This window comes from Anaerolactibacter massiliensis (assembly GCF_900290205.1).
Taxonomy (GTDB): domain Bacteria; phylum Bacillota_I; class Bacilli_A; order Erysipelotrichales; family Erysipelotrichaceae; genus Bulleidia; species Bulleidia intestinalis.
Window position 1 is genome coordinate 426,903 of record NZ_OLMH01000002.1, and the last position, 25,520, is coordinate 452,422.

Consider the following 25,520-nt stretch of genomic DNA (forward strand, 5'->3'; position numbering starts at 1 on the left):
ATGAAAGTCAGAGGATTGATTCGTGATGTCACAGGTGCTTCCCGGGTAACCAGGGCAAGAAGGAACCTGATTGCCAGCGGCAGCAGCGAGAATCATTATTCCGATCCGATCCGGGAGCTTGCAGAAGAAGTGCATCCGGAAGTCACCAGAGTCCGGGTGGTGAAGATTGAAGATGTTTCTTTGACCGCCAGGATGTTCACTTTTGAAGCATGCGAAGGCGATAAGCTTCCGCCGTTTCAGGCAGGCCAGTACTGCTCCCTTGATCTGAAGATCAATGGGACCATCACGACAAGACCATATTCCATCTGCTCTGCACCATATCAGGCAAGACAGAACGATCATCCGTTCTTTGCCTTGACGATCCGCAATGGAAAACCGAACGAAGGATTTGCGTCAAGCTGGCTGTATGAACACGTGAAACCAGGAGATGAATTCAATGCCCATCTGCCATTCGGACAGTTCTATTACGAACCATTGAGGGATGCGAAGCATCTCATCGCTTTAGCAGGAGGCAGCGGCATCACGCCATTCTTCGCCATGGCTCAGGAAATCGCACATGGCACCATGGATGCAGATCTGACCATTCTCTATGGCTCCAGAAACACCAAGAATATCATCCTGGAACAGCAGCTTGCTGCAGTGGCAGAACAGTGTTCCCGGGTCAGGTTCATCAACGTGATCTCCGACGAACCGGATTACGAAGGAGAAAAGGGCTTTCTGAATGCAGATCTGATCCGGAAATACAGCGGATCAGAAGACTGCACGTACTTTGTCTGCGGCCCGCTGCCGATGTATCAGTTTGTTTCCGGGGAGCTGAAGAAGCTGGAAATTCCGGAACGGAGAATCCGCTTTGAAGTATTCGGGGCTCCGCGCGATATCACAAAAGCAGAAGGATACCATGGCGATTCTTCCAGAGTCTGGAAATGCACCGTATGCAGAGGACTGGAAGAACAGGTCATTGAGGCAAAGGCTTCGGAACCGCTGGCAGCAGCCCTGGAGCGGGCAGGAATCCCGAATCATACGAGATGCCGCAGCGGTGCATGCGGTTACTGCCGCTGCCAGCTGCTGGAAGGAGACGTATTCATTCCGTCTGAAGGCGATGGCAGAAGATACGCCGACCGCAAGTTCGGCTATGTGCATGCATGTTCAACCTGGCCGCTGTCCGATGTGAAGATCCGTATCATCATTCAGTGAGTCAGAAAACTGCATGCGGCAGCTTGGGGCTCATAAGGCAGCAATGCTCAGACACTGAAGCTGATAAACTATCTGTCAGTTTTCAGCGTACTGAACACATTGCAAGTGCCAGGGCTCCGGGACGCAGTGTCATGATGGAGTTTATAGTACGATTTCCGATTTAGAGGAAAGCGGCGTAAACCCCAGGTGCTTCAGCCCTGGGATATAATCCGCTCGCCTTCCTTGTTCCTGCTAAAGTGGTCCATGCAGAAAGGACAGCACTCTGACATGCTGTCCTTTCTGGCGGGATCATGATGCAAAGGCTGCGCCGTTTCCAGGAACCTGATCTGCATTCTTATGATATCCCGGGAATTGCAGGCAGTCTCTTAATGGACAGAATCAGCAATTTTCTTCATTCTTGCCGCAAGGCCATGAGCTTTCTTCACAGGCAATGAGCAGCAGGCAACCCGGATGCCTTTATTGACGAGGACTGTGTAGATATGATTCTTCATCAGTTCCGCGTGGATACGTTCTGCCCGGTCATTATCTTCGACTTTGATCGTGACGAAGAAGCCTTCCTTGTACGGATAGGTCTCCAGACCGCATTCTTCTGCTTCCTTCAGGAATACAGAGCTGCGCTCTTTCATGAGATCGATGTATTTCTGCTTTTCCTTCAGGAAGGTATCGCGTTTCTCCGTGACAACCCAGACGAAGTTCTTCATGGCCGCATTCGGAATGTTGGACCAGGTTGCTCTGGCGTTCTTCTCAAAGACGATCTCCGCATCGCGGACATCTGATTTCTGCTTTGCGACGATGACTGCGGCACCGCAGCGCAGTCCGTAGGAAGTCAGAGTCTTTGAGCAGGAGAAGCAGATGACACCCATGACCTGATCGCTGAACTGATTGAAGCAGTCCATGTAAGCTCTCGAATGTGCAAGGTTGTAGGAATAGTCAATATAGGCAATATCATTCACGAGAATGACCGGACCGGTCTTTCCGGCTTCATTGAGCAGATCCGTTAATTCTTTCCATTCTTCGTCGGAAAGACTGTAGCCGGTCGGGTTATGACACGGGCTGTTGACGACCAGGACAATCCGATCCTGCGTCTTGTGCACTTCTTCAATCGCGTTCTTCACGGATGCGAGATTGAAATGGTCTCCCTCAAACATCTGATACTTCACGGTCTTCAGATTGTCCTGTGCGGCCATCAGGCTGTAGGAGCCCCAGGCAATATCCGGCAGGATCACGGTCTGACCTGCATCGAGAAATGTGACCATCGATGTGGAGACTGCACCGGTTCCGCCAGGCGTAGCGATGACGGAGTGGGGCAGATTCAGACTGCTTCCCTGGGTGACCCAGTCCCAGACTTCCTTGCGGTAATCCGGGTTTCCGGTGAAGCTGGAAGCGTATGCTGCTTTGGTGCGGTGATCGATCACATCGTAATGATCAAATACGGTATCAAAAGCAACTAGCTTTCCATCTTCTCCATACAGAGATCCGATGGTCGCATCGGTTACTGCATCTTCGCCATGTTCTGCTTTATCTTTTTTCGCCATGTCTGCAACCGCAAATACCGTATCCTTGATCGGTACGAGACTGGCTGTTTTCCGAGTGAATGCCATGGATGTGTTCTCCTTCTGTCCTGCTGTTCAGCGGGTGTTTTTCACATCTGCTGTTGCGATAATGATACACCCGATATGCTACAATGGAGCCATGGACGACGAGAAGAATTTCTGGAATGATACCGGCAGAATTCTGATCATCCTGGCCCTTGTCATCGCAAGCACCAGTCTGATCATGACCCTGCTGACCAAATCAATGGAAAAGAAGGAAGAAGCGGCAGCCATCTCTGCCTCTGCTTCGGCATACTGGCTGCCGGAAGAGACAACCAATGTCGTGAATGTCTTTGCGGCAGGAACCGTGAATACGACGATGCAGAGCTCTGATTATTCGGCTTGTGTGTCTTCGCTTTCAGAGATCATCAGCACTTCCGGCTTTTCTTCCTATCAGCAGGAATCGCTGATCGGCACAGATCTGCCTTCGCAATTCGGAGATGCGATGGTTTCTCCCGGCTTCAATCTGGTCGGACTTGCAAATCCGGCAAGTCTTGCCCATGGCAAGGATGGTATTGATTCCTCGATGGCATACTGGACCGATTCTTTGGCAATGACCAGCGGAACCAATACAAGCACGGATTCTCAGAATCAGCTGCGGATTGCAGAAGTGGATGGGGTAAGTGCAGCCTTCCTTTCTTTCACAGATCTTCTGGATGACCCGATTCCGGAGAATGAGAACTACCTCGTCAATGTGTATGATGATGAAAAATCGCCGCTGTTAGTAAACAAAGCGGCGCAGAATGCGGATATCGTGATTGTCTCGATCTTCTGGAATGGCGGCCAGGGCGCACTGCCGAATGACCGTCAGAAACAGATTGCGGAAGCCCTTGCCGGAGCGGGGGCTTCGGTGATTATCGGGAATGCCGAGAATGCAGTCCAGCCGGTGTGCTGGATTGATGATACGCTGGTGTTCTATTCGTTAGGCAATCTCTTGACAGATGAAATAGACAGCACGGACCGGATCGGAGCAATCGGCGCCGTGACGGTGACCGAGATCACTGCCGGGACGACGCATCGCATTGAACTGACGAACCCGAAAGTCGATCTGGTCGTCAGCTGCCCGCAGAGCGATGGCAGCGTTGTCGTCAAGCCGATCAGCGATGTGACCGAAGCAGAACTTCCGGATCGGGAAGGGCTGTATGACGGATACAGCCAGACCCTGAAGCGCATGGATGACAGCATCCGCATCGGCGGTCTCTATTAAGACTGCTTCGTGATCCATCCGCGCTTCTGAAGCACCGGCAGCAGCAGTTTGAATAATGCGGCTAAAGCAAGCACCTCAAACGGCAGCAGGATCGTATTCTTTACGGCACTGCGTGCCAGATACCAGTAATAGCCCTTCGAATACAGGATTGCAGACCATAACGACCCGAGCAGCACATTGATCAGATAATTGTTCAATAGCTTGCTGAGGAATAAGCGCTGCCAGGTGATCTTCTTCTGATAGAGGAACAGCGCATAGATCAGTTCCCCCAGCATGGCAGTGATCGTATATCCGAAGAAGAACGCACCATCCGGAAACAGCACGAAGCTGACGAGATCCGTGACGGCACCGCTCACGATGCCGGCCGCCGGTCCCACGATGCTTGCCTCCAGGGCAACGATCAGAAACGAGATCGAGACTCTGAGGTTTTCCGAGACCGGAATGTAATACATGCTGAGCACGGTCTTCAGTGCGATCATGGCTGCCATCAGGGCCAGATACTTTGTCTGATGGAGCTTTTCTGCAGATAATTTCCAGAGATTCATAAAAGAGGACCCTCCTTTCCCGCATCGAACAAACGGAAAGAAGGTTCCTCTCTGTTTTTTCTGTCCGGGTTGGAACTGCCATCGCAAGAATGCTCTTTTCGTCCGCAAGATTATCCCTTGAACTCCTTGCGGCACTTTACGCGGCAGCTCTCGGTATCTTCTGATACCTTGTCACAAAGGGTACCACAACATGTCCGAAAATCAAGAAAAAACAGTCAGAACATGAAAAATACGATACAATTCGTATGCTATGAAAAAACTGATTGCTATTGCCCGGAACCAGGAAGAAGGCGAACGCCTTCTGAAAGCCGGCGCTGATGAAATTGCATATTCCCTGAAAGGCCACAGCTTCACCGGTCTTTGTTCGATCACGATTGATGAACTGCACGCATGCAGATCTTATTCTGTTTTTCTGAACCGGTTCTATTTCGAAGAAGATCTGGACAGTCTGAAAACAGTCCTGAACGAGCTTGATTCCATGAATCCGGAACATATCTACTTCAGCGATCCGGCAGTCTTTCAGATCTCTTCGGATCATCTCCGCAAGAAGCTGATCTACCGGCCGATGACGCTTGCTGTGAGTAAGGAAGATGTTTCCTTCTGGAACGATACCGGCATCGCCGGCGTTTCGATCTCACCGCTTCTGACCAGAAAAGAAGTTCTCGAGATCGTTTCTTCCTGCCCGCATACGGAACTGACCATCCATGGGAATCTATTGATGTCTGTTTCCAGAAGACTTCTGCTGACGCAATGGAAGAAGTTCTCGGGCTATCAGAATCGTCTTCAGAATACTGAAGGATTATCCATTCAGGAATCCAAGCGGAACGAGAAGATGCCGATCATCGAAACAGAAGCAGGAACATTGATCTATTCGGACTTCGTGCAGGAATCCTTCCTGCATCTGAATGACTTTGCGGATGCCGGAGCAGAACGCTTCTTCCTGAATCCGGTGTTTCCGGAGCCGGAGGCATTGATTGATGCAGATTCTGCATACCGGAAGATTCTCAATGGAGAAGATGCTGCAGCCATTGCAGAAACCTACAGGAAGAACCATCCGGAATTATCATTGAGCGAGGGATACTATGAACAGCCGACCATTCTCTGAACCGGAACTGCTGGCTCCGGCAGGAGACTTAAGAAGAGCAGAGACAGCGATACGCTATGGAGCAGATGCGGTATATCTCGGCGGACAGAAATTCAGCCTGCGCAGCCGGGCATCCAACTTCTCCATCGATGAAATAGCAGAAGCAGTCCGCTATGCGAACCAGTACCATGCCCGCATCCATGTGACGGTGAATGAGATTCCCCATGACAGCGACTTTGATGGTCTGGAAGAATACCTGAAGACCCTGGAAGACATCGGGGTAACTGCGATCATCGCTGCAAGTCCGGCCATCATGAAGCTGGCCAAGCAGACTGCACCGAAACTCGAAGTGCATTGCAGCACGCAGATGTCGGTCACCAATGCCAGCACTGCTCAGTTTCTGAAGGATCAGCTGGATATCGATAGGGTTGTTCTGGCAAGAGAATGCACGTTAGAGGAAGTGCGGGCAATCGTCTCGCATTGTCCGGTGGATACGGAAGCATTCATCCATGGCGGCATGTGCGTGAACTATAGCGGCCGCTGCACCCTCAGCAACCGCATGACCTTAAGAGATGCCAATCGCGGTGGCTGTGCGCAGTCCTGCCGCTGGTCGTATCATCTCTTTCAGAATGGCAAGGAACTGTCTGATCCGGACCATCTCTATACGATGGGATCGAAGGATCTCTGCGCAGTCAATGAAATTGCAGAACTGATGAAGGCAGGCGTGTGTTCCTTTAAGATCGAAGGACGCATGAAGACGGAATTCTATGTGGCAGGTATTGTCAGTGCCTACCGGCATCTCATGGATGAGCTGATAGCACATGACTATGTATTGTCTGAGGAACGCATGGCATACCATGCCGATGAGATTCTGAAGGCAGAAAACCGGGAGACGTGTCCGGGCTTCTATGAAGGAATTGATTCTGCCGCAGTGATCATGCATGAAAACTCCGACAAGGATGTCAATCACGGCTTTCTTGGCAGAGTCGTTTCCTATGATGAAAACGCAGGGGTATTAGTGCTGGAAACCAGGAATCCGATTGATCTCGAAGATCGGATTGAAGTGATGGAACCGGGAATGGAGAATCGGACGTTCACGGTGAAGTCCATGCAGAATGAGAATGGCGAATATCTCGAAAAGAGCCGGGTTCCGATGCGTTTGCTGAAGATTCCGGTGCCGTTTGCAGTGAAGATCGATGATCTTCTGAGAAAGGCTTAATGATGATTCTGGAAGGAAAAGTTTCGGTCAAGGCTGCAATGCTTGGCGGACACAGAAAAGTGAACCGGATTCTGATTGATTCCCGCAAGCATGATAAGGACACGCACTTCATCGAGCAGAAGGCAGAAGAGCTTGGTATTGAAACGCTTCGCAAGCCAAGAGAAGAACTCGATGCCATGGCGGAAGGATTCACGCATGGCGGCATCCTGGCAGAAGCAGAAGAGCGGAAGTATCAAAGTCTTTCCGACTGCCTGCACAAAGAGAATCCATTTCTGGTGCTATTAGAAGGCGTGGAAGATCCGTATAATCTCGGCTACGTGATGCGCTCATTATACAGTGCAGGCTGCGATGGGCTGCTGTTAGAGAAGCGTGACTGGTCGAGAAGCGAACAGGTGATCGTGAAAGCAAGTGCCGGAGCTTCGGAATATCTGAATCTTGTCTGCAGCGATGACCCTGCGGGCATGGTTCATGCATGCAGGGAAAATGGTCTGAAGATCTATGCAGCAATGCGGAAAGATGCGGTGTCGTATTTTGAGGCAGACTTCACGATTCCGCTGCTGCTGTGCATCGGCGGGGAGATGAGAGGTCTTTCTTCTTCCGTGCTGAAGGAGGCTGATCAGAACATCTTCATTCCTTATGCGAATGATTTCCGCAATGCGCTGAATGCGGCAGGGGCTTCGGCAGCGCTTTCATTTGAAATCCTGCGCCAGAGACAGTACCGCTGAAACATTCCTGTGCTAGAATGTTCGCGAGAAAGAGGACAGCTATGAGAGAAGCGTATTATTTCCACGAAGATACCGTGATTCTGAATTATTCCAAACAGTATTTCCGCACGCCGCACGAACTGCTCAGTTCGGAGGGTTTCCGCAGTTTTCTCAGTTCTTTCCTTCCGGTTCTGAAGAAGGAGCACTATGATCTGTACTGCTGGCTTGTGGCAAGCAAGCTGACCGAGAAGGATCTTGAAGATGAAATTGTTCTGGTCATGAAGTACCTGATGGTTGTGGACATCAATGAGATTCATGACTACCTGATCACGAACCGCGAGAAGTTCCTTCAGGTCATTGAAGAAGCATATAACTACTGGCGCAAGCTGCAGCGTGTTTCCGTGCTTTACACGCATAACGAAGAAGGCTATCAGATCCAGAACTTCCTGGAAGCAGATTCCCGGATCAATGATCTGTGCCTGAATGTCTACCGTACTGCCGAAGAAAAAGTCCAGGGCGGGAAGAACAAGGTATACCGTCAGCTTCATGCCGGCACCAATGCCTCGCTTCTGCTTCAGTACTACCCGGATCATCTGCCGGAAGAGTATGACAAGCTCAGAAGCATTGCCTTCGTCAATGAGACGATGATCCGCACTCCGCTGATCCTGCATCCGCGTTCCAACAAGCGCACGAATACGTTTACTGAGGTTTCCTACAATCCGATTGAAGACTTCAGGGATCCGGATGCCAAGGATGACTGGATCTGCTATCCGGCAAAGATCGGCGAACTGCTCGTATTTGCGTATTTCCATCGCAATTACATCAGTTCTGCAGTTGCCATGGCAAACCTGTTCGAACTGGCTGCTCCGGAAGAAGCAGCTGTCCGCAAGCCGGACTGCATTGAGCTGTTCGGCGTCGAAGACGGCACGAAAGATACTGTGTTCTATCACGATCAGAAGAATGATATCTGGGTCGGAAAGGTCAGCGCTGCTAAGGAGATCGACTACTTCGGATATACGAAGAAGTCTCTCCTGACGCTGCATAACCTCGCCATGATTCAGAGAGGCTGGCTGCCGATCCATGGGGCAATGGTCAATATCTACCTCAAAGACGGAACGAAGAAGGGACTGCTGTTCATGGGCGATTCCGGAGCCGGCAAGTCCGAGACTCTCGAAGCGCTGTCTGCTCTGGCAGATGATCTGATTGATCATCAGGAAACCGTCTTCGATGATATGGGCACCGTGCATATCGATGAGAATGGCGAGATCCGGGCTCAGGGAACCGAGATCGGTGCCTTTGTGAGACTCGATGACCTGGATAAGGGAACTGCCTACAAGGACATGGACCGGTCGATTTTCTTCAATCCGGAGAAACCGAACGCGAGAGTCGTGCTCCCGGCGGCTCCGTATTATGTCGTGACCACGAACCAGAAAGTAGACTGCTTCCTGTATGCCAATAACTATACGGACAAGAGAGGCATGCACCTGTTCTCTTCCGCAGAAGAAGCAGAGCCGGTCTTCCTCGAAGGCAAGCGGTTTGCCTTAGGCACGACTCAGGAGAAGGGACTTTCCACAACCTTCTTTGCCAACCCGTTCGGCCCGATGCAGAAGCAGGAAGAAACGAAGAAGCTGATCGATAAGATCTTCGCGAAACTGTTTGAAAAAGGCATTCCGGTCGGTGAGGTCTATACCTGCCTCGGACTTCCGAATAAAGGTGACCATGGCATTACCAAAGCAGCTCAGGCCCTGATGGACTTTGCGATTCTCGGCAAAACCGGCAGCAAGACTGAGGACTGAATCAATACCTGAATGAATCTCTGTGAGTACAGCTTGCAGAGATTTTTTATATTGTCAGAAAAGCAGCTTCATAAAGGGAAGATATGGAGGAAAAACGAGAAGTGCGGGTCTAGTTCAGATTCAGCAGAAAACCTGTATTGATTTGCAGATTTCTTAGCTGATTTGTGAAATAACCTAAATCAGTTTGCCAATACGTTTGCTAAAATACGTAATAATCTAAAAAAACCACTAGTTTGTTTGCTAAATTGTTGATTTATCAAAATTTATTTGCTAAAATCCAAATAAACTAAGAGATTATTGACTGATTGGTAAGCAAAATGTTAGCAAATGAATTAAGAGAATTAGTCAGACAAATTCAGAAACAGAAATCTGAAGAGCAGACTATCGAAATGAAAGCAGCTAATAAAGGTACTCCGCAGAGGCTTTATGATACTTTATCCTCGTTCTCTAATCAGGATCAGGGCGGTATTATCATTTTCGGGATCGATGAAGAACATGATTATTCTCTTGTCGGTGTCTATGACCCGCAGGATCTTCAGAAGAAAGTAACAGAGCAATGCAATCAGATGGAGCCTCCTGTGAGAGCACTGTTCTCGATGGCTGAAATCAGCGGAGTATGGGTCTGCTCTGCAGAAATACCTGCAATTGATCTATCGGAAAGGCCTTGCTATTACAAAGGAGCTGGACGAGTCAGGGGATCCTTTATCCGGGTTGGCGATGCAGATCTTCCGATGACGGAATACGAATTGTATAGTTTTGAAGCCTTCCGGAAACATCTTCATGATGATGTCCGTCCTGTTCCTGATGCCACAATCGAGAGCCTGGATCGTGAAACTCTTGGAAAGTATATTCAGCTCAGAAAGCAGGAAAGACCTGGGTTTTCAAAGCTTCCGGAATCACAGGTGCTTGAAATGCTGAATGTTCTGAAGGGAAAAGAGCCGACCCTGGCAGCGGTCATGAATTTCGGTATTTTTCCTCAAGGATTTTTTCCTCAGCTGGGAATTACTGCAATTGTTGTCCCTGGAACTGAAATCGGACAGACTGATGCCCAGAATGCCCGCTTCTTGGATAATCGCCGCATCGAAGGAACAATACCTGAAATGGTGGAAGAGGCACTTCTTTTCTGCCGCAGAAATATGAAGATCCGGACCGTTATCGATGAAAAAACAGGTCTTCGGGCAGATCGCACGGAGTATCCGGTGGATGCGATCAGAGAAGCAATTCTGAATGCACTCATACACCGAGACTACAGCATCTATACGGAGGGAACTCCGGTTCAGATCGACTTCTTTGCAGACCGGCTTGAGATTCATAGCCCTGGTACTTTGTATGGAAGGATGAGTATAGAACAGCTAGGCTATGGAAGGCCAGATCAGAGAAACCCCGCTCTGGCTGTCATGACAGAAAATCTGACCAGCGCAGAAAATCGCTATTCCGGAATTCCGACCATGAGAAGGGCGATGAAGGAATATCATCTGCCTGAACCGAAATTCGAGAACCGAAGAGACGAGTTCGTTGTGACGTTCTTCAATCGGGAAGAGCCTTCTCTGATCAGATCTGCCAATTCAGACAATACAGAAGAAATCAGGAACAGAATCCTGTCGTTCTGCATAACTCCGAGAAGCAGAAAAGAGATTGCAGAATATCTGAAAATCAAAACTGAATTCTATGTGATGTCCAGATATGTGCAGCCTCTTGTGAACTCAGGAGAATTGCAGATGACAATTCCGGATAAGCCGCGGAGCAGATATCAGAAATTTGTTGCGAAATGAAAACATCATTCGCGCTGATCACGTTTTCTGACATTCCTTCCTTCAGAAGGATCCATGCATGCAATCGGAACAGAAGGCAGCCGGATCATGGCTGCCTTCTTCATCGTTCAGGAGATTTTTGTAAGATCGCCAAGGAAACTCGGTTCTTCAGAGCCGAGATGAATTGGCTTAATACATCCTTTCAACCCCTACATATGGTAGTGCGGATATGATATAATTAATGCATGGAAAGAAACAATGAACGGCTTACACATGGTAGAACATCTGTGTATAATCTGAACTACCATATTGTGTGGGGGACAAAATGCAGAAACAGAGTTCTTAACGGTGACATAGAAGCTGACCTCAAGCAGCTGATGCATGACATTGCGAAAGAGAAAGGATTTACTATTACGCACCTGGAGATCGGAACGGATGATCATGTACATCTAATGGTTTCTGCTCCGCCGAAGCTTTCTGTTTCAACAATTGTCAAATGTCTCAAAGGCACTTCTGCATTCCGTCTTTTCCGCATGCATCCTGAATTGAAAAAATATTACTGGAAAGCAGAAGACCGTCACCTATGGGAACCTTCCTATTTTGTCGAAAGCATCGGGGCACCGAATGAGCAGGCTGTCGCCAAATACATTGACGATCAGAGAAAGAAGGAATCGTATGACGATCATTAAGAAGGGATTCAATCTTCAGCTGTATCCGAATGAAGAGCAGACGAAAATGCTTTCCAGAACGTTCGGCTGCGTACGATTTGTTTATAACCAGATGCTCAATATGCAGAAAGAACGGCATGACAACGGCGGGAAATACGTCAGCACATACGGCATGAATTATGTGCTGACGCAGCTGAAACGTGAGAACGCATGGCTGAAAGAAGCTGACGCAACTGCCCTGACTTCTGCGAACGATCATCTGAATGCGGCATTTCAGAAGCTGTTCTCCGGACAGGGAGGATACCCGAAATTCAAGTCAAAAAAGACATGCACGGACAGCTATACGTCCAAGTGTGTGAACGGCAATATTTACGTTATTGATGCGCACCATATCCAGATCCCGAAGATCGGAGCTGTTTACTTTCGCTCCGGAAAACTTCCTCATGGGAAGATAAAAAGCATTACCGTTCATCAGAATCCGGATGGACGCATCTGCGCCTCCGTGTTATGCGAATACAATGAGGCCGATTTTCCTAAAACAGGCAGGTCCGTTGGAGTCGATGTCGGGCTGAAAGATCTTGCCATCCTGTCTGACGGGACAAAGATCCCCCTGCCCAGGTGGGACAAATCAGAAGATGATCATCTGCATTACTGGCAGAAGATCGCTGCCCGTCGTCTTCGGAAAGCAAAAGAGGCTATGAAGGCCGATCCGTCTTTAAAACTGACAGGCTTTAAGAACTATCAGAAAGCAAGAAAAATGTGTGCAAAGATTCATGCACATATTGCAAACCAGAGAAAAGACTATCTGGACAAGGTCACTACCGCCCTTGTCCGCAAGTATGATGTGATTGTCATCGAAGATCTGAAAACCAAAGACATGATGCACAATCATCACCTTGCCAGAGCAATTGCCAATGCCGGATGGTCTGAATTCGCAGGAATGCTCGAATACAAGTGTGCCTTCTATGGCAAAACGTTAATTAAAACAGATCCTGCATATACAAGCCAGACGTGTTCTGCATGCGGTGAAGTAAACAACCGGCTGGGATATAACCATTATGGATGGCTGAAAGTCCGTGAGTGGACATGCCCTGCCTGCGGAGCCCATCATGACAGAGATATCAATGCGGCAAAGAATATTCTGATGGCTGCCTCCGCAGCCTGATGTGCATCACAACGGCCCGGAACGGTGCCGTGGTTAATAGCCTGTCCTCTGGATGCCGATTCTGACAGTAAGACGGGCGTTCCCAGAAGCTCTGTCACGTCAGTGACGAGTAGTTCACCAGGATTCCTGAGTTTCTTCCGGAATGAGAATCTTCATTCCCTGAGGCACTACCGAGATGGTAACTTCTTGATGGGATCCGCCATCTTCGCCATCCAGGGTCCAGGCAATTGGGTTTGCTGGCCTGAAGGTCACGCTTCTGGTCTGGAATACTGTTGCAAACGGATTCTTGGAAAATGAAGTTCTGCCGTTGAAATCAGCCATGATGCTGTTGTAGTCAATCAGATTATTCGGAGCCTTGATCAGAAGGCATTCAAAGAGACCATCATCCAGCTTCGTATCTTTCAATAGAGGCGTCTCCATGCCGCCGATGCTTGTGGTATTGCATACAGCCCCGAAGATGTAATCGCCTGTCTCAATGATCCCGTCATGCTCAATCTGCATCGTTTCGCGATAGCTCAAGCCGCTCTGCAGGTTGGCAATCGTTTCCAGCACATACGCATTGTAGCCGAAGCGGTTCTTCGACTTCTGGGATGTTTCATAGCTTACATTCGTGAACGCACCGAACGCGGCGATGTAATTGAAGTAGGAATCCCCGAACTTGCCGATGTCATATGCATAGACATGACTTCCGGCAGTGCTTTCGGCAATTTCCTGCACAGACAATGCTTTTCCGCCGGTCAGGGTCTTCGAGAAATCATTGGCACTTCCGGCTGGCAGATAGGAAATCGGCACATGAATATCCAGGTGCATCATCGCGTTGATCACATGATTCAGCGTTCCGTCTCCGCCTGCTACCAGGATGCAGTCATAGTGACGTTCTGCTTCCGAGAGAATTTTCTCGGAAGTAAGTCCGGCTGCAGGATCAATGGGATATACCAAAGTCTCGCATCCATGCGAAGCGAGAATCGTCAGTACTTCCGGGAACTGCTGCCGGACAGATCCGGTGCCGGAAGTCAGATTTGCCAGAAAGAGTACACGTTTCTTCACCATATCTGTCTCTATCATAAACGAAGCGATCCCGGTTCGTAATGGACAGACACGGATTTCTGTATCGGCAGTAAAAAACCTGCCGCAGTCACGGCAGGTGCTGAAAGAATCAGTCACTTCTGTTCGGCAGCCGGGAAGGTCACCAGGAACTCACTGCCTTCATTGATGCGGCTGGAAACCTGGATCGTGCCATGCGAGATCGATACCGCATGCTTGACGATCGAAAGACCGAGTCCGGTTCCGCCGGTTGCTCTGGAATGGCTCTTGTCAACCCGGTAGAACCGTTCGAAGATGCGATTCAGGCTGTCGGCAGGGATGCCGATGCCGGTATCTCTGACTTTCAGATAGCAGCGATCTCCGTCGCAATACGTGGACACGGTTACCGTGCCGTTCTCTTTGTTGTAGCGGATGGCATTGTCCAAGAGGTTGTATGCAATCTCATAGATCAGTCTTGCATTTGCCTTGATCCTGGTCTCCTTGAGATCAGTCCGGATCGTGACATGATGCTCTTCTGCAGACTTCTGCAGAGATTCCTGAGCTTCTCTGACCAGATCGCTGACATTCACGATTTCTTCTTCTGCCACGGAATTCTCATCCAGCTGAGACAGGCGGATGATGTCATCAATCAATGTTAGAAGTCTTGCACTCTCAGTGCGGATGCGATGGACGAACTGAGCTTCATCTTCCGGCTTCACGAGATGATTTTCCAGAAGTTCTGCGCTGCCCATGATGGACTGCAGAGGCGTCTTGAGCTCATGCGATACATTTGCGGTGAACTCTCGGCGCTGCTGCTCCGCAGCGTATTCTTCTGAGATATCCGAAGCCAGGAAGCTGGCCCCGGTATAAGTACCTTTGCTTGTGATCGGTGCAGCCGCAATGCGGATCGTGCGGTCTTTGACGGTCAGAATGTCTTCTGCCTGTCTGCCTGCATGGACTTCTTCAAGGATTCTGCTGATCTTCTCATCCCGGCAGAGGGTCAGGATATGTTTGCCGTTCACGCTGCTGTCTGCTTCAAACAGACGCAGGGCAGCCGGATTGACCGAGAGAATTTCATCCTGATGATTCAGGACGATCAGTCCTTCGTGAATCGAAGAAGTGACGGTTTCGAATTCTTTCTGCTTCTGATGAAGCTGATTGAGCTGATCGCTGATCTGATCGTTCTGGCGATCAATCCTCGTCAGAAGGGGAGCGATCTCTTCATAGCCCTGATTCTCGAGCGGATGATCAAGATCGAGATGATTGAGCGGTTCAACAATTCTCCTGGACAGCCACTTTGACATGAACCAGGAAAGCACGATTGCACCGATCAGAATCCATAACAGGGTCGTCGTCAGACGCAGGACCATGAGACCGACGGTATCCGTGGTAACAGAAACTCTCAGGATTGTATGATCCGCTAAGAGCACCGCATGATACATCGTCCTCTTGGCCATCGTGGAAGAATAGCGGACGGCTTTGCCTTCGCCATTGATTAATGCCTGCTGGACTTCTTCACGGTTCAGATGATTTTCCAGCGTGGAAACATCTGCCTGATTATCAAACTGCACCGTTCCATCTGCAGCGATCCAAGTGATGCGGTATTCGTCGCTGGAAGGCAGAGAATTGAGATAGTCCATGCCGGAAGTTTCCACTCCGGCTGCCGCGAGCTGTGCCTGCGAGGTGAGCTGAGTTTCTTCCAGGCTCATGAAATAGCGATTCAGTGCTCCCAGGATCAGAGCCAGGGAAGCTGCCAGAATCACCAGTGTGGAGAAGAAGACTGACTTGAATATCTTTTTCGTCATGAAGAAGATTCCTCCTCCCGGTAGCGGTAGCCCACTCCTCTTACGGTATCAATGCACGAACCGGCATCCTTCAGCTTCTGACGAAGCGTGCGGATGTGGACATCGACGGTTCTCGTCTCGCCATCATATTCCAGACCCCAGATCAGATTCAGCAGCTGATCTCTGGTATAGACGATGCCAGGATGCGAAAGCAGCAGCTTCAGCAGCTCATATTCCTTCAGGGTCAGCGAGATTTCCTCATCGTTGACATAGACTTCATGTTTCTGAGGATCGATGCGGATCGGACCATGCGTGACGACCGTGCTCGGCGTTTCCTGCGTGCTGCAGCGGCGCAGCACTGCTCTTGCCCGGGAAACCATTTCCATCATGCCGAATGGCTTTGCCAGGTAATCATCAGCCCCGAGATCCAGTCCCCGGATCTTGTCGTATTCCGTGCCTTTGGCACTTGCCATGATCACCGGAATCGAGGCAGTATCCGGATCTGCTTTCAGCTTCTTCAGAATCTGAACCCCATCCTCATCCGGCAGCATCACATCGAGAATCACAAGCTCCGGCTTTTCCTGTTTCAGCGATTCGAAGAACGACTTTCCGTCTTCAAATCCTTCTGCCGCAAAGCCGGTCGATTTCAATGTATAGATTTCAATCTCACGGATACTGCTGTCATCTTCAACAACGGCAATCATTCCTCTCCCTCCTCTGTGGAACCGGTAATGGAATAGATGACCCACTTGGCAATATTCACCGCATGATCGCCGATCTTCTCATAGTATTTGGCAATCATGACCAGATCCACGGCATATGCGCTGTCCTGCGGCATCTGCACGATCATGCGGATGATTTCCTGCTTGGTCTGATTGAACAGATCATCCACGACATCATCGCTGCGGATGACTTTTCTGGCAATGGAAAGATCCTGCTTGACGAAAGCATCAATTGCCTCAGATACCATGGTTCTCGTGGCTTCTGCCATCTTCTGGGTACCCGGAATGCCGATTCTTCCGCCCATGTTCAGAATCTCTTCCGACATATCTCCGGCAATCTCGCAGATGCGGCTCATGTCAGTGATCATCTTCAAGGCAGCACTGACTGTTCTTAAGTCCTGGGCCATCGGTGCCTGCAGCAGCAGATACTTCATGCATAGCTGCTCAATGGCCTTTTCCTTGGAACGGATCTCTCCCTGCAGGGCCATCGCTTCTTTCGCAGATTTGCTGTCACCCTCCATGAGGGCAGTATCCGCCAGGCGGATGGCTTTCTCTGCAAGTCCTCCCATGGAGATCATTTCGGTATTCAGGTCTCTCAGACCCGAGTCTAATCTTGAACGCATGATGCAGTCCTCCCTTTTCTGACGGTCTGCCAGAATATCACGTGCTGAGGAAGCGTCATCACCATTGCTACATTACCATAAATCAGCACTCGCAATCAGCCGAAAAGGCAGTTCTTCCTCTACCTGAATCAGTATGAAAAATGAATGTAAAGTGAATGCGGAGTGAAACGTTAAATCTATGTAAAAAGTGAAGCAGATCGGCAAAGGACAGGCAGAAATCGGAATGTGATCAGGTCTTTGTGCTACACTGATCCATATGGAAAAAATCGAATCTCTGCAGAACGCCAGAATCAAGGAATGGGCAGCCCTGCACGAAAAAAAAGAACGAGACCGGAGCGGAAAATTTCTCGTCGAAGGAGAGCACCTCATTGAAGAAGCCATCTCTGCAGGCATTGCTGAGTGTGTGATCAGCGACCTCGAAGAGACGCCATTTCTAGATATCCGGAACCTCTTCGTTACCGATAAAATCATGAAGAAGCTTTCGGCGAATGTGTCCAAAGCTCATCTGATTGCGGTATGCAGAAAGCCTGAACCATCAATCGCTTCGTATCATCGGCTGCTGCTGTTAGATGGAATCCAGGATCCGGGCAATCTCGGCACATTGATCCGCACGGCTGTATCGTTTTCTTTTGACGGCATCTGCTGCTCGGAAGAGACGTGTGATTTCTATAATGAGAAGACAATCCGCAGCACCCAGGGGGCACTGTTTCATATTTCTCTGATCCGCACGGATCTGAACGAACTGGTTCCTGAACTTCAGAAACAGGGAGTCAAGGTCATTGCGACTGCTCTCGATGCCAGCATTCCGTTCTCTTCGTTAGAAGAGAGTGAGCAGATGGCCTTTATCCTGGGCAATGAAGGACAGGGCGTTTCAAAGAACCTTCAGCAGACTGCAGACGAACGGATCCGCATAGAGATGCATGGCTTTGAATCTCTCAATGTCGCCGTTGCCGGCGGCATCGTGATGTACCGGTTCCGGGCTCAGTAGTATCCGTATCCGCCGAACTCATAGCGGAATTTCTTCTCGGAAGGATCTGCCCGAAGTTCCGTCTCGGTTTCATGATCGATGCGCATCCAGTGATTCTCCGCAGGCAGTCTCATGCGGAAACGATTGATCGCTGCTTCGTCTCCCTGCAGAACCAGTTCGACATCACCGTCTTCCAGGTTTTTCACATATCCGGTCAGACCTAATTCCTGGGCAAGGGCCATGCACGTATAGCGGAAGCCTACTCCCTGGACTCTTCCCTCATAGAGAATCTTCACTCGTTTCATAGCTTCAGAATAGCACGAAAACACGTTTCAGGAGGTATTCCATGACAGCGATTCTGCTGAATCAGACAAACTTCGATCAGGCATGGGCTGCAGAAACCCTGTATGAGCTGATCCGTCCCGGCATGAAGGTCTGCATATTGCCATTAGCCTATGAAGAAGGCTGGGCCAGCGATGCAGAGATCTTCCAGGATCGCTTCTCCGAAGGAAGCGAATATTATGAAGACCTCAGAAGACCATTTCTTTCCTACGGCATCAAGCAGAAAGATATCTATTTTGCGGACTACCACCGCGAAGAACCGGAAGAGCTGGAACATGACATCCGACGGTCGGATATCCTGTGCGTGGTCGGCAATGACCCGGAAGAGTGCATGCTGCGCATGGAAGATCTGGGGCTGATCCGGACTATCCGGAATTATCCGGGACTTCTGATCACAATCTCGGAAGCATCCAAGATTCTCTTAGAAGAGTATTACCGGACGCCGGATGAGGATCATGAGTTCGAATACCGGGATGGACTGGGGCTTTTGTCCGGATTTGATCTTGATACGCATTACTTTGAAGACGTATTTCATCTCGGCGGAATCATCCGGGCTCTCGAAGAAAAGGGAAGATCAATCGCGATTCTTCCGGACAAGGGAGGCATTCTGCTGGATCATGGCAACATGGAATTATTAGGCAATGCGTTTATTGCCGGACCGGATGATCTCGATGAGATCTATCAGCTTTACCATGAAGTGGAAGAACGATAGGAATTGATTTTCGGTTCGTTTCTGAATATGATTATTTCTGTTCAAAGCGCAGAAGAAGAGACAAGTACTCGCATCGCATCTGTCCAAGAGAGGAATCGGAAAGGCTGAGACGATTCTGACAGGAGTGCAGAGGAATTCACTCTTCCAGTGAGATTAATCGTCTCCGGGACTCTCCGTTACAGAGCAATCAAGGTGCACTTTCTCTTGAGAAAGTGAATCAGGATGGTACCGCGTTCATGACGTTCCTGGATGTTTCAGGAACGTTTTTTATCTGATCAGGAGGAAAGAGATTCATGAGTGAACACATTGAACAGGTTCAGAACGAAGCCCTGGCAGCCGTGCAGTCTGCCGGAACGATGGAAGAACTGAACCAGGTACGGATCGCGTATCTTGGCAAGAAAGGCTCCATTCAGGCATTGATGGCAGAGATGAAGAATCTCCCGAAGGAAGAAAAGCCTGCCTTCGGCCAGAAGGTCAATGCCTGCAAACAGGCAGTCACGGAAGCCCTGGAGAAACGCCAGGAAGCGCTGAAGGAAGCCGCGTTAGGCACACAGCTTGAAAAAGAGAAGATTGATATCACGCTGGCCGGCGATCGGCTGGAGACGGGAACGATTCATCCGCTGATCATGATTCAGCAGGAGATTGAAGACCTCTTCATCGGCATGGGCTACAAGATTGCCGAAGGACCGGAAGTTGAGCAGGACTACTACAACTTCGAGCTTGCCAACATTCCGAAGGACCACCCGGCAAGAGATATGCAGGATACGTTCTACATCGATCCGAATACGCTGCTCCGTACCCATACCACGGCCATGCAGATGAGAGAACTCGAGAAGGCACATGGCCAGCTTCCGATCAAGCTCATCTGCCCGGGCAAGGTATACCGCAGAGACGATGACGATGCGACGCATTCCCATCAGTTCATGCAGTGCGAAGGTCTGGTCGTCGGCGAGCATATCACGCTGGCCGACCTGAAGGGAACTCTGGAGTTCATGGCAAATCGCATGTTCGGCGAAGGCCGTCAGATCCGTTTCCGTCCTTCCTATTTCCCATTCACGGAGCCTTCCGTGGAAGTCGATGTCTCCTGCCCGTTCTGCAATGGCAAAGGCTGCAGCGTCTGCAAAGGCAGCGGCTGGATTGAGATTCTCGGGGCCGGCATGGTGCATCCGCATGTGCTGGAGATGAATGGCTTTGATCCGAAGAAGTGCAGCGGCTTTGCCTTCGGAGTCGGCCTGGAGCGGGTTGCGATGCTGAAGTACGGCATTGATGATATCCGCAGCTTCTACACGAATGATCTGAGATTCCTGAAGACATTCGACCGGTTTGACTGAGGAGGAAAAGACGATGAGATTAAGTTATAAATGGCTCAGTGAATATGTGGACCTTGCCGGCATCAGCCCCGAAGAGCTTGCTCAGAAGATGACGACGGCAGGCTTGGAAGTCGAAGGCATCGAACCGATGGCTTCCGGGACGAACCTGGTCATCGGCGAAGTCCTTTCATGCAACGACATTCCCGATACGCATCTTCATGATACGGTTGTCCGCATTCACGAGAACCCGGAAGAAACCGTTAAGATTGTCTGCGGAGCACCGAACTGCAGAGCAGGCCTCAAAGTCATCACTGCATTGCCGGGGGCAAAGCTTCCGGGCGGAACAATTCTTGCAAAGCCGGTTCATGGCCATGAAAGCAATGGCATGCTGTGTGCACTGTTTGAACTTGGCGTCGATAAGAAATTTCTGAGTGAAGCACAGATCGCCGGCATTGAAGAACTGCCGGCAGATGCACCGGTCGGTGAAACCGAGGTGCTCAAGTATCTTGGCTATGATGATACGATCCTCGATGTGTCGCTGACCCCGAACCGGGCCGATTGCGCGGCCATGTGGAATATGGCAAAGGAAGTCGGTGCGATTCTCCATCGTCCGGTCACCTGGCCGGATTACAGCGGCAAGGACGAAGCCGGAGAAAAGGGAACCTTCTCTGTCACGCTGAAGACGCCGAAGTGCACGAGCTACTGGGGCAAGGTAGTGAATCATGTCAAAGTCGGTCCTTCTCCGAAGTGGATGGTGAACTATCTCCATGCGGCTGGCATGAACAGCATCAACAATGTCGTCGATATCTCGAACTTCGTCATGCTGGAGACCGGTCAGCCTCTGCATTACTATGATCTTTCCAAGCTTCCGCACCATGAGATCACAGTTGTCGATGATGTGGAAACCAAGCTCACTGCTCTTGATGGGGCTGAGTTTGAAATTCAGAAAGGCGATATCCTGATCACGACCGGAGGCGAGCCAACTGGCGTTGCCGGCATCATGGGCGGCGAAGAATCCATGATCGATGAGAATACCAAAGCAATTCTCATGGAAGCAGCCCATTTCGATCATGCGCAGATCCGCCGTACTTCGATCCGTCTGAATCTGATCACGGAAGCAGCTTCACGATTCACGAAGGGACTGGAACCTTGTTCCATTGAGAAGGGCATTGCCCGGTCCGTGGAACTGCTGCAGAAATATGCGGATGCGTCCGGCTTTGAAGAAACCGTCAAAGCAGGAAATGAAGTCTATCAGCCGCTGGCGGTTTCAGAAACCCTCAGCCACTGCAATGGCCTGCTTGGAACCGACTTCACGATGGAGCAGGTAGCAGATGTTCTGAAGAGCCTTGATTTCAGACCGGAAATCGATGGCGATACCATCCTCTCGCATATTCCTTCTTATCGTACCGATATTGAAGGACAGGCAGACATCGATGAAGAGGTGATTCGTCTCATCGGTTTTGACAGCCTCGGATCTACACTTCCGCAGATGCAGGCAACTGTAGGAAGACTCTCTCCGGTCCAGGCTCTGCGCAGAGATACGAGAGAAATTCTCACGGCACTGAATCTTCATGAAGTCGTGACCTATACGCTGGTCGGCGAAGACTATATTCAGAATGCCTACCAGCCGGCCGGAGAAGCAATTGCCTTATCCATGCCGATGTCTGAGGCAAGAAAATATATCCGTACTTCTCTGATCAACTCCATGCTGGAATGCGGGCAGTACAATGAAGCACATTCCAATACGGATCTTGCATTCTTCGAGCTTTCCAAAGTTTATGGAAAAGGCGGCAAGGAAGAAGAACGTCTGGCAATTTTCCTTGATGGCAATCTCCATTCTGATCCGCTCCATCAGCATACGGTTTCCGGCGACTTCTATGCCATGAAGGGAATCCTGACTGAATGGCTGAAGAAGTGCGGTTTCCAGGTACCAAGAGTATCCATCCGGGAGAACAAGACCGATCTTGTTCACTTCCATCCGTACCGTTCGGCAGAACTCTGGCTGGATCATTCGTTCCTCGGCGTATTCGGAGAAGTGCATCCGACCTACGCTGCAAAGTATGATCTGAAGCGGGTGGTCTATGCAGAACTCAACCTCGGACCGGTTCTGAATGGCAAAGCCGGAAGAATCCGCTATACGGCTCCGGATCGCTATCCGTCTGTATCCAGAGATATCGCTCTGGTTGTCGACCGCAGTGTACCAGCAGAAGAACTTCTGGAAGTCGTAAGAAAAGCCGGCAAGAAGATCGTACGTTCAGCAGAGATCTTCGATGTCTATGAAGGCGAACATGTGGAAGCAGGCAAGAAGTCTGTCGCTCTGCATATCGTCTATCAGGCATCGGATCATACATTGAAAGAAGAAGAGATCACTGCAGCTCACCAGGCAATCCTGGATAGCCTCAGCAGCAAGCTTTCAGCACAGTTAAGAGCCTGAGCTCAGAAAGGAACAGGGAAAGGACCTGTTCCTTTCTTTGGTGTGCTTTCTTTACAATTCCCGGATATGATTCTCTCTGGAGGATGAGAAACCGATGAGATACTATCTTTCTGCAATTCTTGCTATTCTGTTCTGGAGTTCTTCTTTCATTGCTACCAAGATTGCCTATCAGTCGGTTTCTCCGCTTTTGCTCTGTCTGATCCGCTTTGCAATCGCATCCATTCTGATGGGGACAATCAGCCTTCTGAAAGGAAACCGTCAGAAAATTGAAAAACAGGATCTGAAACCCGTGCTTCTCTCTGCAATTCTCGGCATCAGCGTCTATTATGCTTTGGAGAATATTGCACTTCAGAAGACATCTGCTTCCGATACTTCTCTGATTGAAGCGGCTTTTCCGGCTCTTACTGCCTTGGTCGGTCTGACGGTATATCGGGAAAGACCCTCAAAAAGGATGCTGGCAGGAATTCTCATTTCCATTGCCGGAATTGCTGTGCTCACGGAATATGATCCATCCGAATCTTCTTCTCTCTTCGGAAACCTGCTTCTTCTGGCTGATGGCTTTCTCTGGGGCTTTTACAACTACGAAACCAAGTCGATCTCCGGAAAGTATGATTCTTTTACCATGACGTTTTATCAGACCGTGATCGGAACGATCTTCTTCCTGCCGATGATGGTATTAGAAAAACCGATGCTTACCAGTATTACGCCATCCGTGTGCCTTGCTATTCTGTATCTCAGTGCTGCTTGTTCGGTGGCAGCATTGCTTCTGTATAATTATGGTCTGAAGGGAATCCCGGCTGCTAATGCTGCAATTATCATGAATCTGATGCCGATCTTCGGCGTTTTCTTCTCCTGGCTGATTCTGCAGGAAACTATCAGCCTTCGCCAGGTGTTCGGGGGCATCATCATTCTGATCGGGGTATCAGTATCGACGACGAGACAGCCAGCATAAAAAAAGCACCAGAGAGACTGGTGCTTCGCTTCTCGGCTATCTGATTTTCTTCCGGAACACTGCCAGCACGGCAATGGATGCCAGTGACAGGATTCTGCTGAAGGTCTGTACGCCAGTATGTTCATAGACACAGATATAATTACCAGCTTCTTCAGCATAGAAGGAGACGATGGATTGACTGCTGGGGAATGTCGTGACTTTCTGTTTCGTTCCTTCTGAACTGATGTGATAAACCTGGTAGCCTTTATACCAGGTAAGCGGAAGCAGATAAGTTTTTCCGGTTTGCGATTCCTCAATGGAGAAAGAAAGAGCAGTTCCGTCCTTGGTATAAGCAATATCCGTATCCGTTCCATCATTGTTCTTGATAGCAGTGGAATAGCCTCGGAAGTCCGGGCTGTTCAGAGGAAGATAATCTCCTCCGGCAAGTTCTACCCGCATATAGGTTGCAGAATAATAGGGGTCTGTCAGTCTGCCTTCAGTGATATCCGAATAGGTGCTGGAGCTGGTGATTCCGAAGGTCCGGTTCATGGCTGGTGTCAGGTGCCAGACTCCTTCTGCGGTCACTGCAGCACAGAGCAGAACTGGCAGCCATGATTTCTTTGCCAGGTGAGAAATTCCTGCAGCTGCGGGGACAGTCAGCAGAACCATTGCCAGTCCCTCTAAGCGCCATGGAAACTGCAGGATCCTGAGGGCTGCTAAGCTGCCCCATGGGATACAGTCTCCTGGCAGCAGCATCATCACATAGCCCAGAATCAGGCAGCTCTTGATAAAGCGCTGCTGTTTTTGTTCCTCGCTTGGAACAAGGAACCAGGTCAGCGGTGCAAAGGTCAGGAAGCAACCGATATTCAGCAGCATCTGCCGGTCTTTTTCCAGATTATTTGAGCCATATCCGAAAATGGTTTGATTGGCAAAGAATTTCCATAACGGCATTGCCCCGGAAGAAAGATCCGAAGAAGCCCCGTAATAGTTCAGGATAAAGGTATTGCTGGAGAGCTGTTCGATCATCGGCAGTGTGAACCAGGCTGTGACAAGAAATGCGATCAATACTGCCTTGCAGAGAGAGATGAACTGGTCTTTGCTGATCCGGTTCAGATCGATGCAGAAGAAGACAAGGAACAGGACAACGCCGAATAGAAAGGACAGATTATGACAGCACAGAAGCCCTGCCAGACCAATCGTGACCAGGGGCCAGTGATCTGCCTTCTTCTGGTCCAGAACTTCATAGAGACCTGACAGAAGCACCGGATAGAACACAAATGCCATCGTCTCTCCGACTGCACTGCGCACATAGACATCCGTGATGCGGTAGTTTGCAAAGAGATATGCTGCAGAGATCAGAATTGCGATCCCCGCTTTTCCAGAGGTGCGGTCAATGAGACAGCACATGGCATAAGCAGAAAAGAAGGTAGCTGAGAAGATCACGAACTTATAGCAGAAGGCAAGAGAACAGCCGGCGCTGTAGAGCAATGCCGGAATGATCATGAAGAGATCGTTGTAGAACATCGGGCTGGCATAGCCGAAGCCATGATTCTTGTACGGGTAGATACAAGGAAACCAGTCGCCGGCCGCGATGCGTTCTGCCATCCCGGTGATCCGGGAAAGATGGAAGAATGTATCATGCTCGATGCCTACGAAGTCTTTCAGAAGATACGGATAGCAGAATACAAGGCTCAGAATCAGGGCGGCGAGAAGGTATCTGCCGTAATGCGAGAAATAGCGTTTCATA

The 25,520-nt window shown here is 49.8% G+C and carries 22 protein-coding genes and 1 riboswitch; of the genes, 14 read left to right on the plus strand and 8 right to left on the minus strand.

All coding sequences use genetic code 11. The annotated features are described in order from the left end of the window. Complete coding sequence (locus C7E00_RS05640) at positions 1–1,194, plus strand: iron-sulfur cluster-binding domain-containing protein (protein ID WP_105303364.1); 1,194 nt, start codon at positions 1–3, stop codon at positions 1,192–1,194. Between the two features lie 365 nt (positions 1,195–1,559). Here C7E00_RS05640 and C7E00_RS05645 read toward each other — a convergent pair whose 3' ends face one another. Next, complete coding sequence (locus C7E00_RS05645; RefSeq protein WP_105303365.1) at positions 1,560–2,795, minus strand: pyridoxal phosphate-dependent aminotransferase; 1,236 nt, start codon at positions 2,793–2,795, stop codon at positions 1,560–1,562. 91 nt (positions 2,796–2,886) lie between these two features. Between C7E00_RS05645 and C7E00_RS05650 the strand changes: the two genes are divergently transcribed. After that, positions 2,887–3,993: a CapA family protein gene (locus C7E00_RS05650; RefSeq protein ID WP_167836482.1), complete on the plus strand. Its 1,107-nt coding sequence runs from the start codon at positions 2,887–2,889 to the stop codon at positions 3,991–3,993. Here the strand turns inward: C7E00_RS05650 and C7E00_RS05655 are convergent. Then, positions 3,990–4,538, minus strand: coding sequence for a folate family ECF transporter S component (locus C7E00_RS05655; RefSeq protein WP_105303366.1), 549 nt, complete (start codon positions 4,536–4,538; stop codon positions 3,990–3,992). The two genes, C7E00_RS05650 and C7E00_RS05655, sit on opposite strands and share 4 nt — an antisense overlap. Before the next feature lie 72 nt (positions 4,539–4,610). Continuing rightward, positions 4,611–4,688, minus strand: a riboswitch (THF riboswitch). A gap of 100 nt (positions 4,689–4,788) precedes the next feature. Here C7E00_RS05655 and C7E00_RS05660 point away from each other — a divergent pair. The 7 genes from C7E00_RS05660 (at position 4,789) to C7E00_RS05690 (ending at position 12,925) form a co-directional block, all read left to right on the plus strand. Further along, a complete protein-coding gene (locus C7E00_RS05660; RefSeq protein WP_105303367.1) occupies positions 4,789–5,643 on the plus strand; it encodes a U32 family peptidase in 855 nt (284 codons plus the stop codon). Beyond that, positions 5,621–6,841: a peptidase U32 family protein gene (locus C7E00_RS05665; RefSeq protein WP_105303368.1), complete on the plus strand. Its 1,221-nt coding sequence runs from the start codon at positions 5,621–5,623 to the stop codon at positions 6,839–6,841. Before C7E00_RS05660 ends, C7E00_RS05665 begins: the two co-directional genes overlap by 23 nt. Then, positions 6,841–7,566, plus strand: a complete 726-nt coding sequence (locus tag C7E00_RS05670) for a TrmH family RNA methyltransferase (protein WP_235897251.1) — start codon at positions 6,841–6,843, stop codon at positions 7,564–7,566. The genes C7E00_RS05665 and C7E00_RS05670 overlap by 1 nt, the downstream gene beginning before the upstream one ends. A gap of 41 nt (positions 7,567–7,607) precedes the next feature. Next, positions 7,608–9,341, plus strand: coding sequence for a phosphoenolpyruvate carboxykinase (ATP) (locus C7E00_RS05675; RefSeq protein WP_105303369.1), 1,734 nt, complete (start codon positions 7,608–7,610; stop codon positions 9,339–9,341). A gap of 317 nt (positions 9,342–9,658) precedes the next feature. After that, positions 9,659–11,113, plus strand: coding sequence for an ATP-binding protein (locus tag C7E00_RS05680; RefSeq protein WP_105303370.1), 1,455 nt, complete (start codon positions 9,659–9,661; stop codon positions 11,111–11,113). 224 nt (positions 11,114–11,337) lie between these two features. Next, on the plus strand, positions 11,338–11,781 hold the full coding sequence (gene tnpA, locus C7E00_RS05685; protein ID WP_105303371.1) for an IS200/IS605 family transposase: 444 nt from the start codon (positions 11,338–11,340) through the stop codon (positions 11,779–11,781). Next, positions 11,768–12,925 (plus strand): RNA-guided endonuclease TnpB family protein, encoded by a 1,158-nt coding sequence (locus C7E00_RS05690; protein ID WP_105303372.1) that lies wholly within the window; start codon positions 11,768–11,770, stop codon positions 12,923–12,925. Before tnpA ends, C7E00_RS05690 begins: the two co-directional genes overlap by 14 nt. Positions 12,926–13,039: 114 nt before the next feature. Here the strand turns inward: C7E00_RS05690 and C7E00_RS05695 are convergent, their stop codons facing one another. The 4 genes from C7E00_RS05695 to phoU form a co-directional block, all read right to left on the minus strand. Continuing rightward, on the minus strand, positions 13,040–13,990 hold the full coding sequence (locus C7E00_RS05695) for a diacylglycerol/lipid kinase family protein (protein ID WP_135358173.1): 951 nt from the start codon (positions 13,988–13,990) through the stop codon (positions 13,040–13,042). A gap of 95 nt (positions 13,991–14,085) precedes the next feature. Then, positions 14,086–15,753: a sensor histidine kinase gene (locus C7E00_RS05700; protein WP_105303374.1), complete on the minus strand. Its 1,668-nt coding sequence runs from the start codon at positions 15,751–15,753 to the stop codon at positions 14,086–14,088. Beyond that, positions 15,750–16,436, minus strand: a complete 687-nt coding sequence (locus C7E00_RS05705; protein WP_105303375.1) for a winged helix-turn-helix domain-containing protein — start codon at positions 16,434–16,436, stop codon at positions 15,750–15,752. Before C7E00_RS05705 ends, C7E00_RS05700 begins: the two co-directional genes overlap by 4 nt. After that, a complete protein-coding gene (gene phoU, locus C7E00_RS05710; protein ID WP_105303376.1) occupies positions 16,433–17,077 on the minus strand; it encodes a phosphate signaling complex protein PhoU in 645 nt (214 codons plus the stop codon). The genes C7E00_RS05705 and phoU overlap by 4 nt, the downstream gene beginning before the upstream one ends. A gap of 256 nt (positions 17,078–17,333) precedes the next feature. On the opposite strand from phoU, the gene C7E00_RS05715 reads away from it, so the two are divergent. Then, complete coding sequence (locus C7E00_RS05715; protein WP_105303377.1) at positions 17,334–18,065, plus strand: TrmH family RNA methyltransferase; 732 nt, start codon at positions 17,334–17,336, stop codon at positions 18,063–18,065. Here C7E00_RS05715 and C7E00_RS05720 read toward each other — a convergent pair. Continuing rightward, complete coding sequence (locus C7E00_RS05720) at positions 18,059–18,349, minus strand: acylphosphatase (RefSeq protein ID WP_105304878.1); 291 nt, start codon at positions 18,347–18,349, stop codon at positions 18,059–18,061. The genes C7E00_RS05715 and C7E00_RS05720 overlap by 7 nt on opposite strands. A gap of 41 nt (positions 18,350–18,390) precedes the next feature. On the opposite strand from C7E00_RS05720, the gene C7E00_RS05725 reads away from it, so the two are divergent. From C7E00_RS05725 to C7E00_RS05740, 4 genes are all read left to right on the plus strand, one after another. Next, positions 18,391–19,098 (plus strand): hypothetical protein, encoded by a 708-nt coding sequence (locus tag C7E00_RS05725; protein WP_105303378.1) that lies wholly within the window; start codon positions 18,391–18,393, stop codon positions 19,096–19,098. 293 nt (positions 19,099–19,391) lie between these two features. Further along, positions 19,392–20,429, plus strand: a complete 1,038-nt coding sequence (gene pheS / locus C7E00_RS05730) for a phenylalanine--tRNA ligase subunit alpha (RefSeq protein ID WP_105303379.1) — start codon at positions 19,392–19,394, stop codon at positions 20,427–20,429. 13 nt (positions 20,430–20,442) lie between these two features. Then, the gene (gene pheT, locus C7E00_RS05735) at positions 20,443–22,842 is read left to right on the plus strand and encodes a phenylalanine--tRNA ligase subunit beta (protein ID WP_105303380.1); all 2,400 of its coding nucleotides are present in this window, start codon (positions 20,443–20,445) and stop codon (positions 22,840–22,842) included. 94 nt (positions 22,843–22,936) lie between these two features. Continuing rightward, the gene (locus C7E00_RS05740) at positions 22,937–23,794 is read left to right on the plus strand and encodes a DMT family transporter (protein ID WP_105303381.1); all 858 of its coding nucleotides are present in this window, start codon (positions 22,937–22,939) and stop codon (positions 23,792–23,794) included. Between the two features lie 36 nt (positions 23,795–23,830). On the opposite strand, the gene C7E00_RS05745 is transcribed toward C7E00_RS05740, so the two are convergent. Further along, positions 23,831–25,519: a glycosyltransferase family protein gene (locus C7E00_RS05745; RefSeq protein WP_105303382.1), complete on the minus strand. Its 1,689-nt coding sequence runs from the start codon at positions 25,517–25,519 to the stop codon at positions 23,831–23,833. Between the last annotated feature and the right edge of the window lies 1 nt (position 25,520).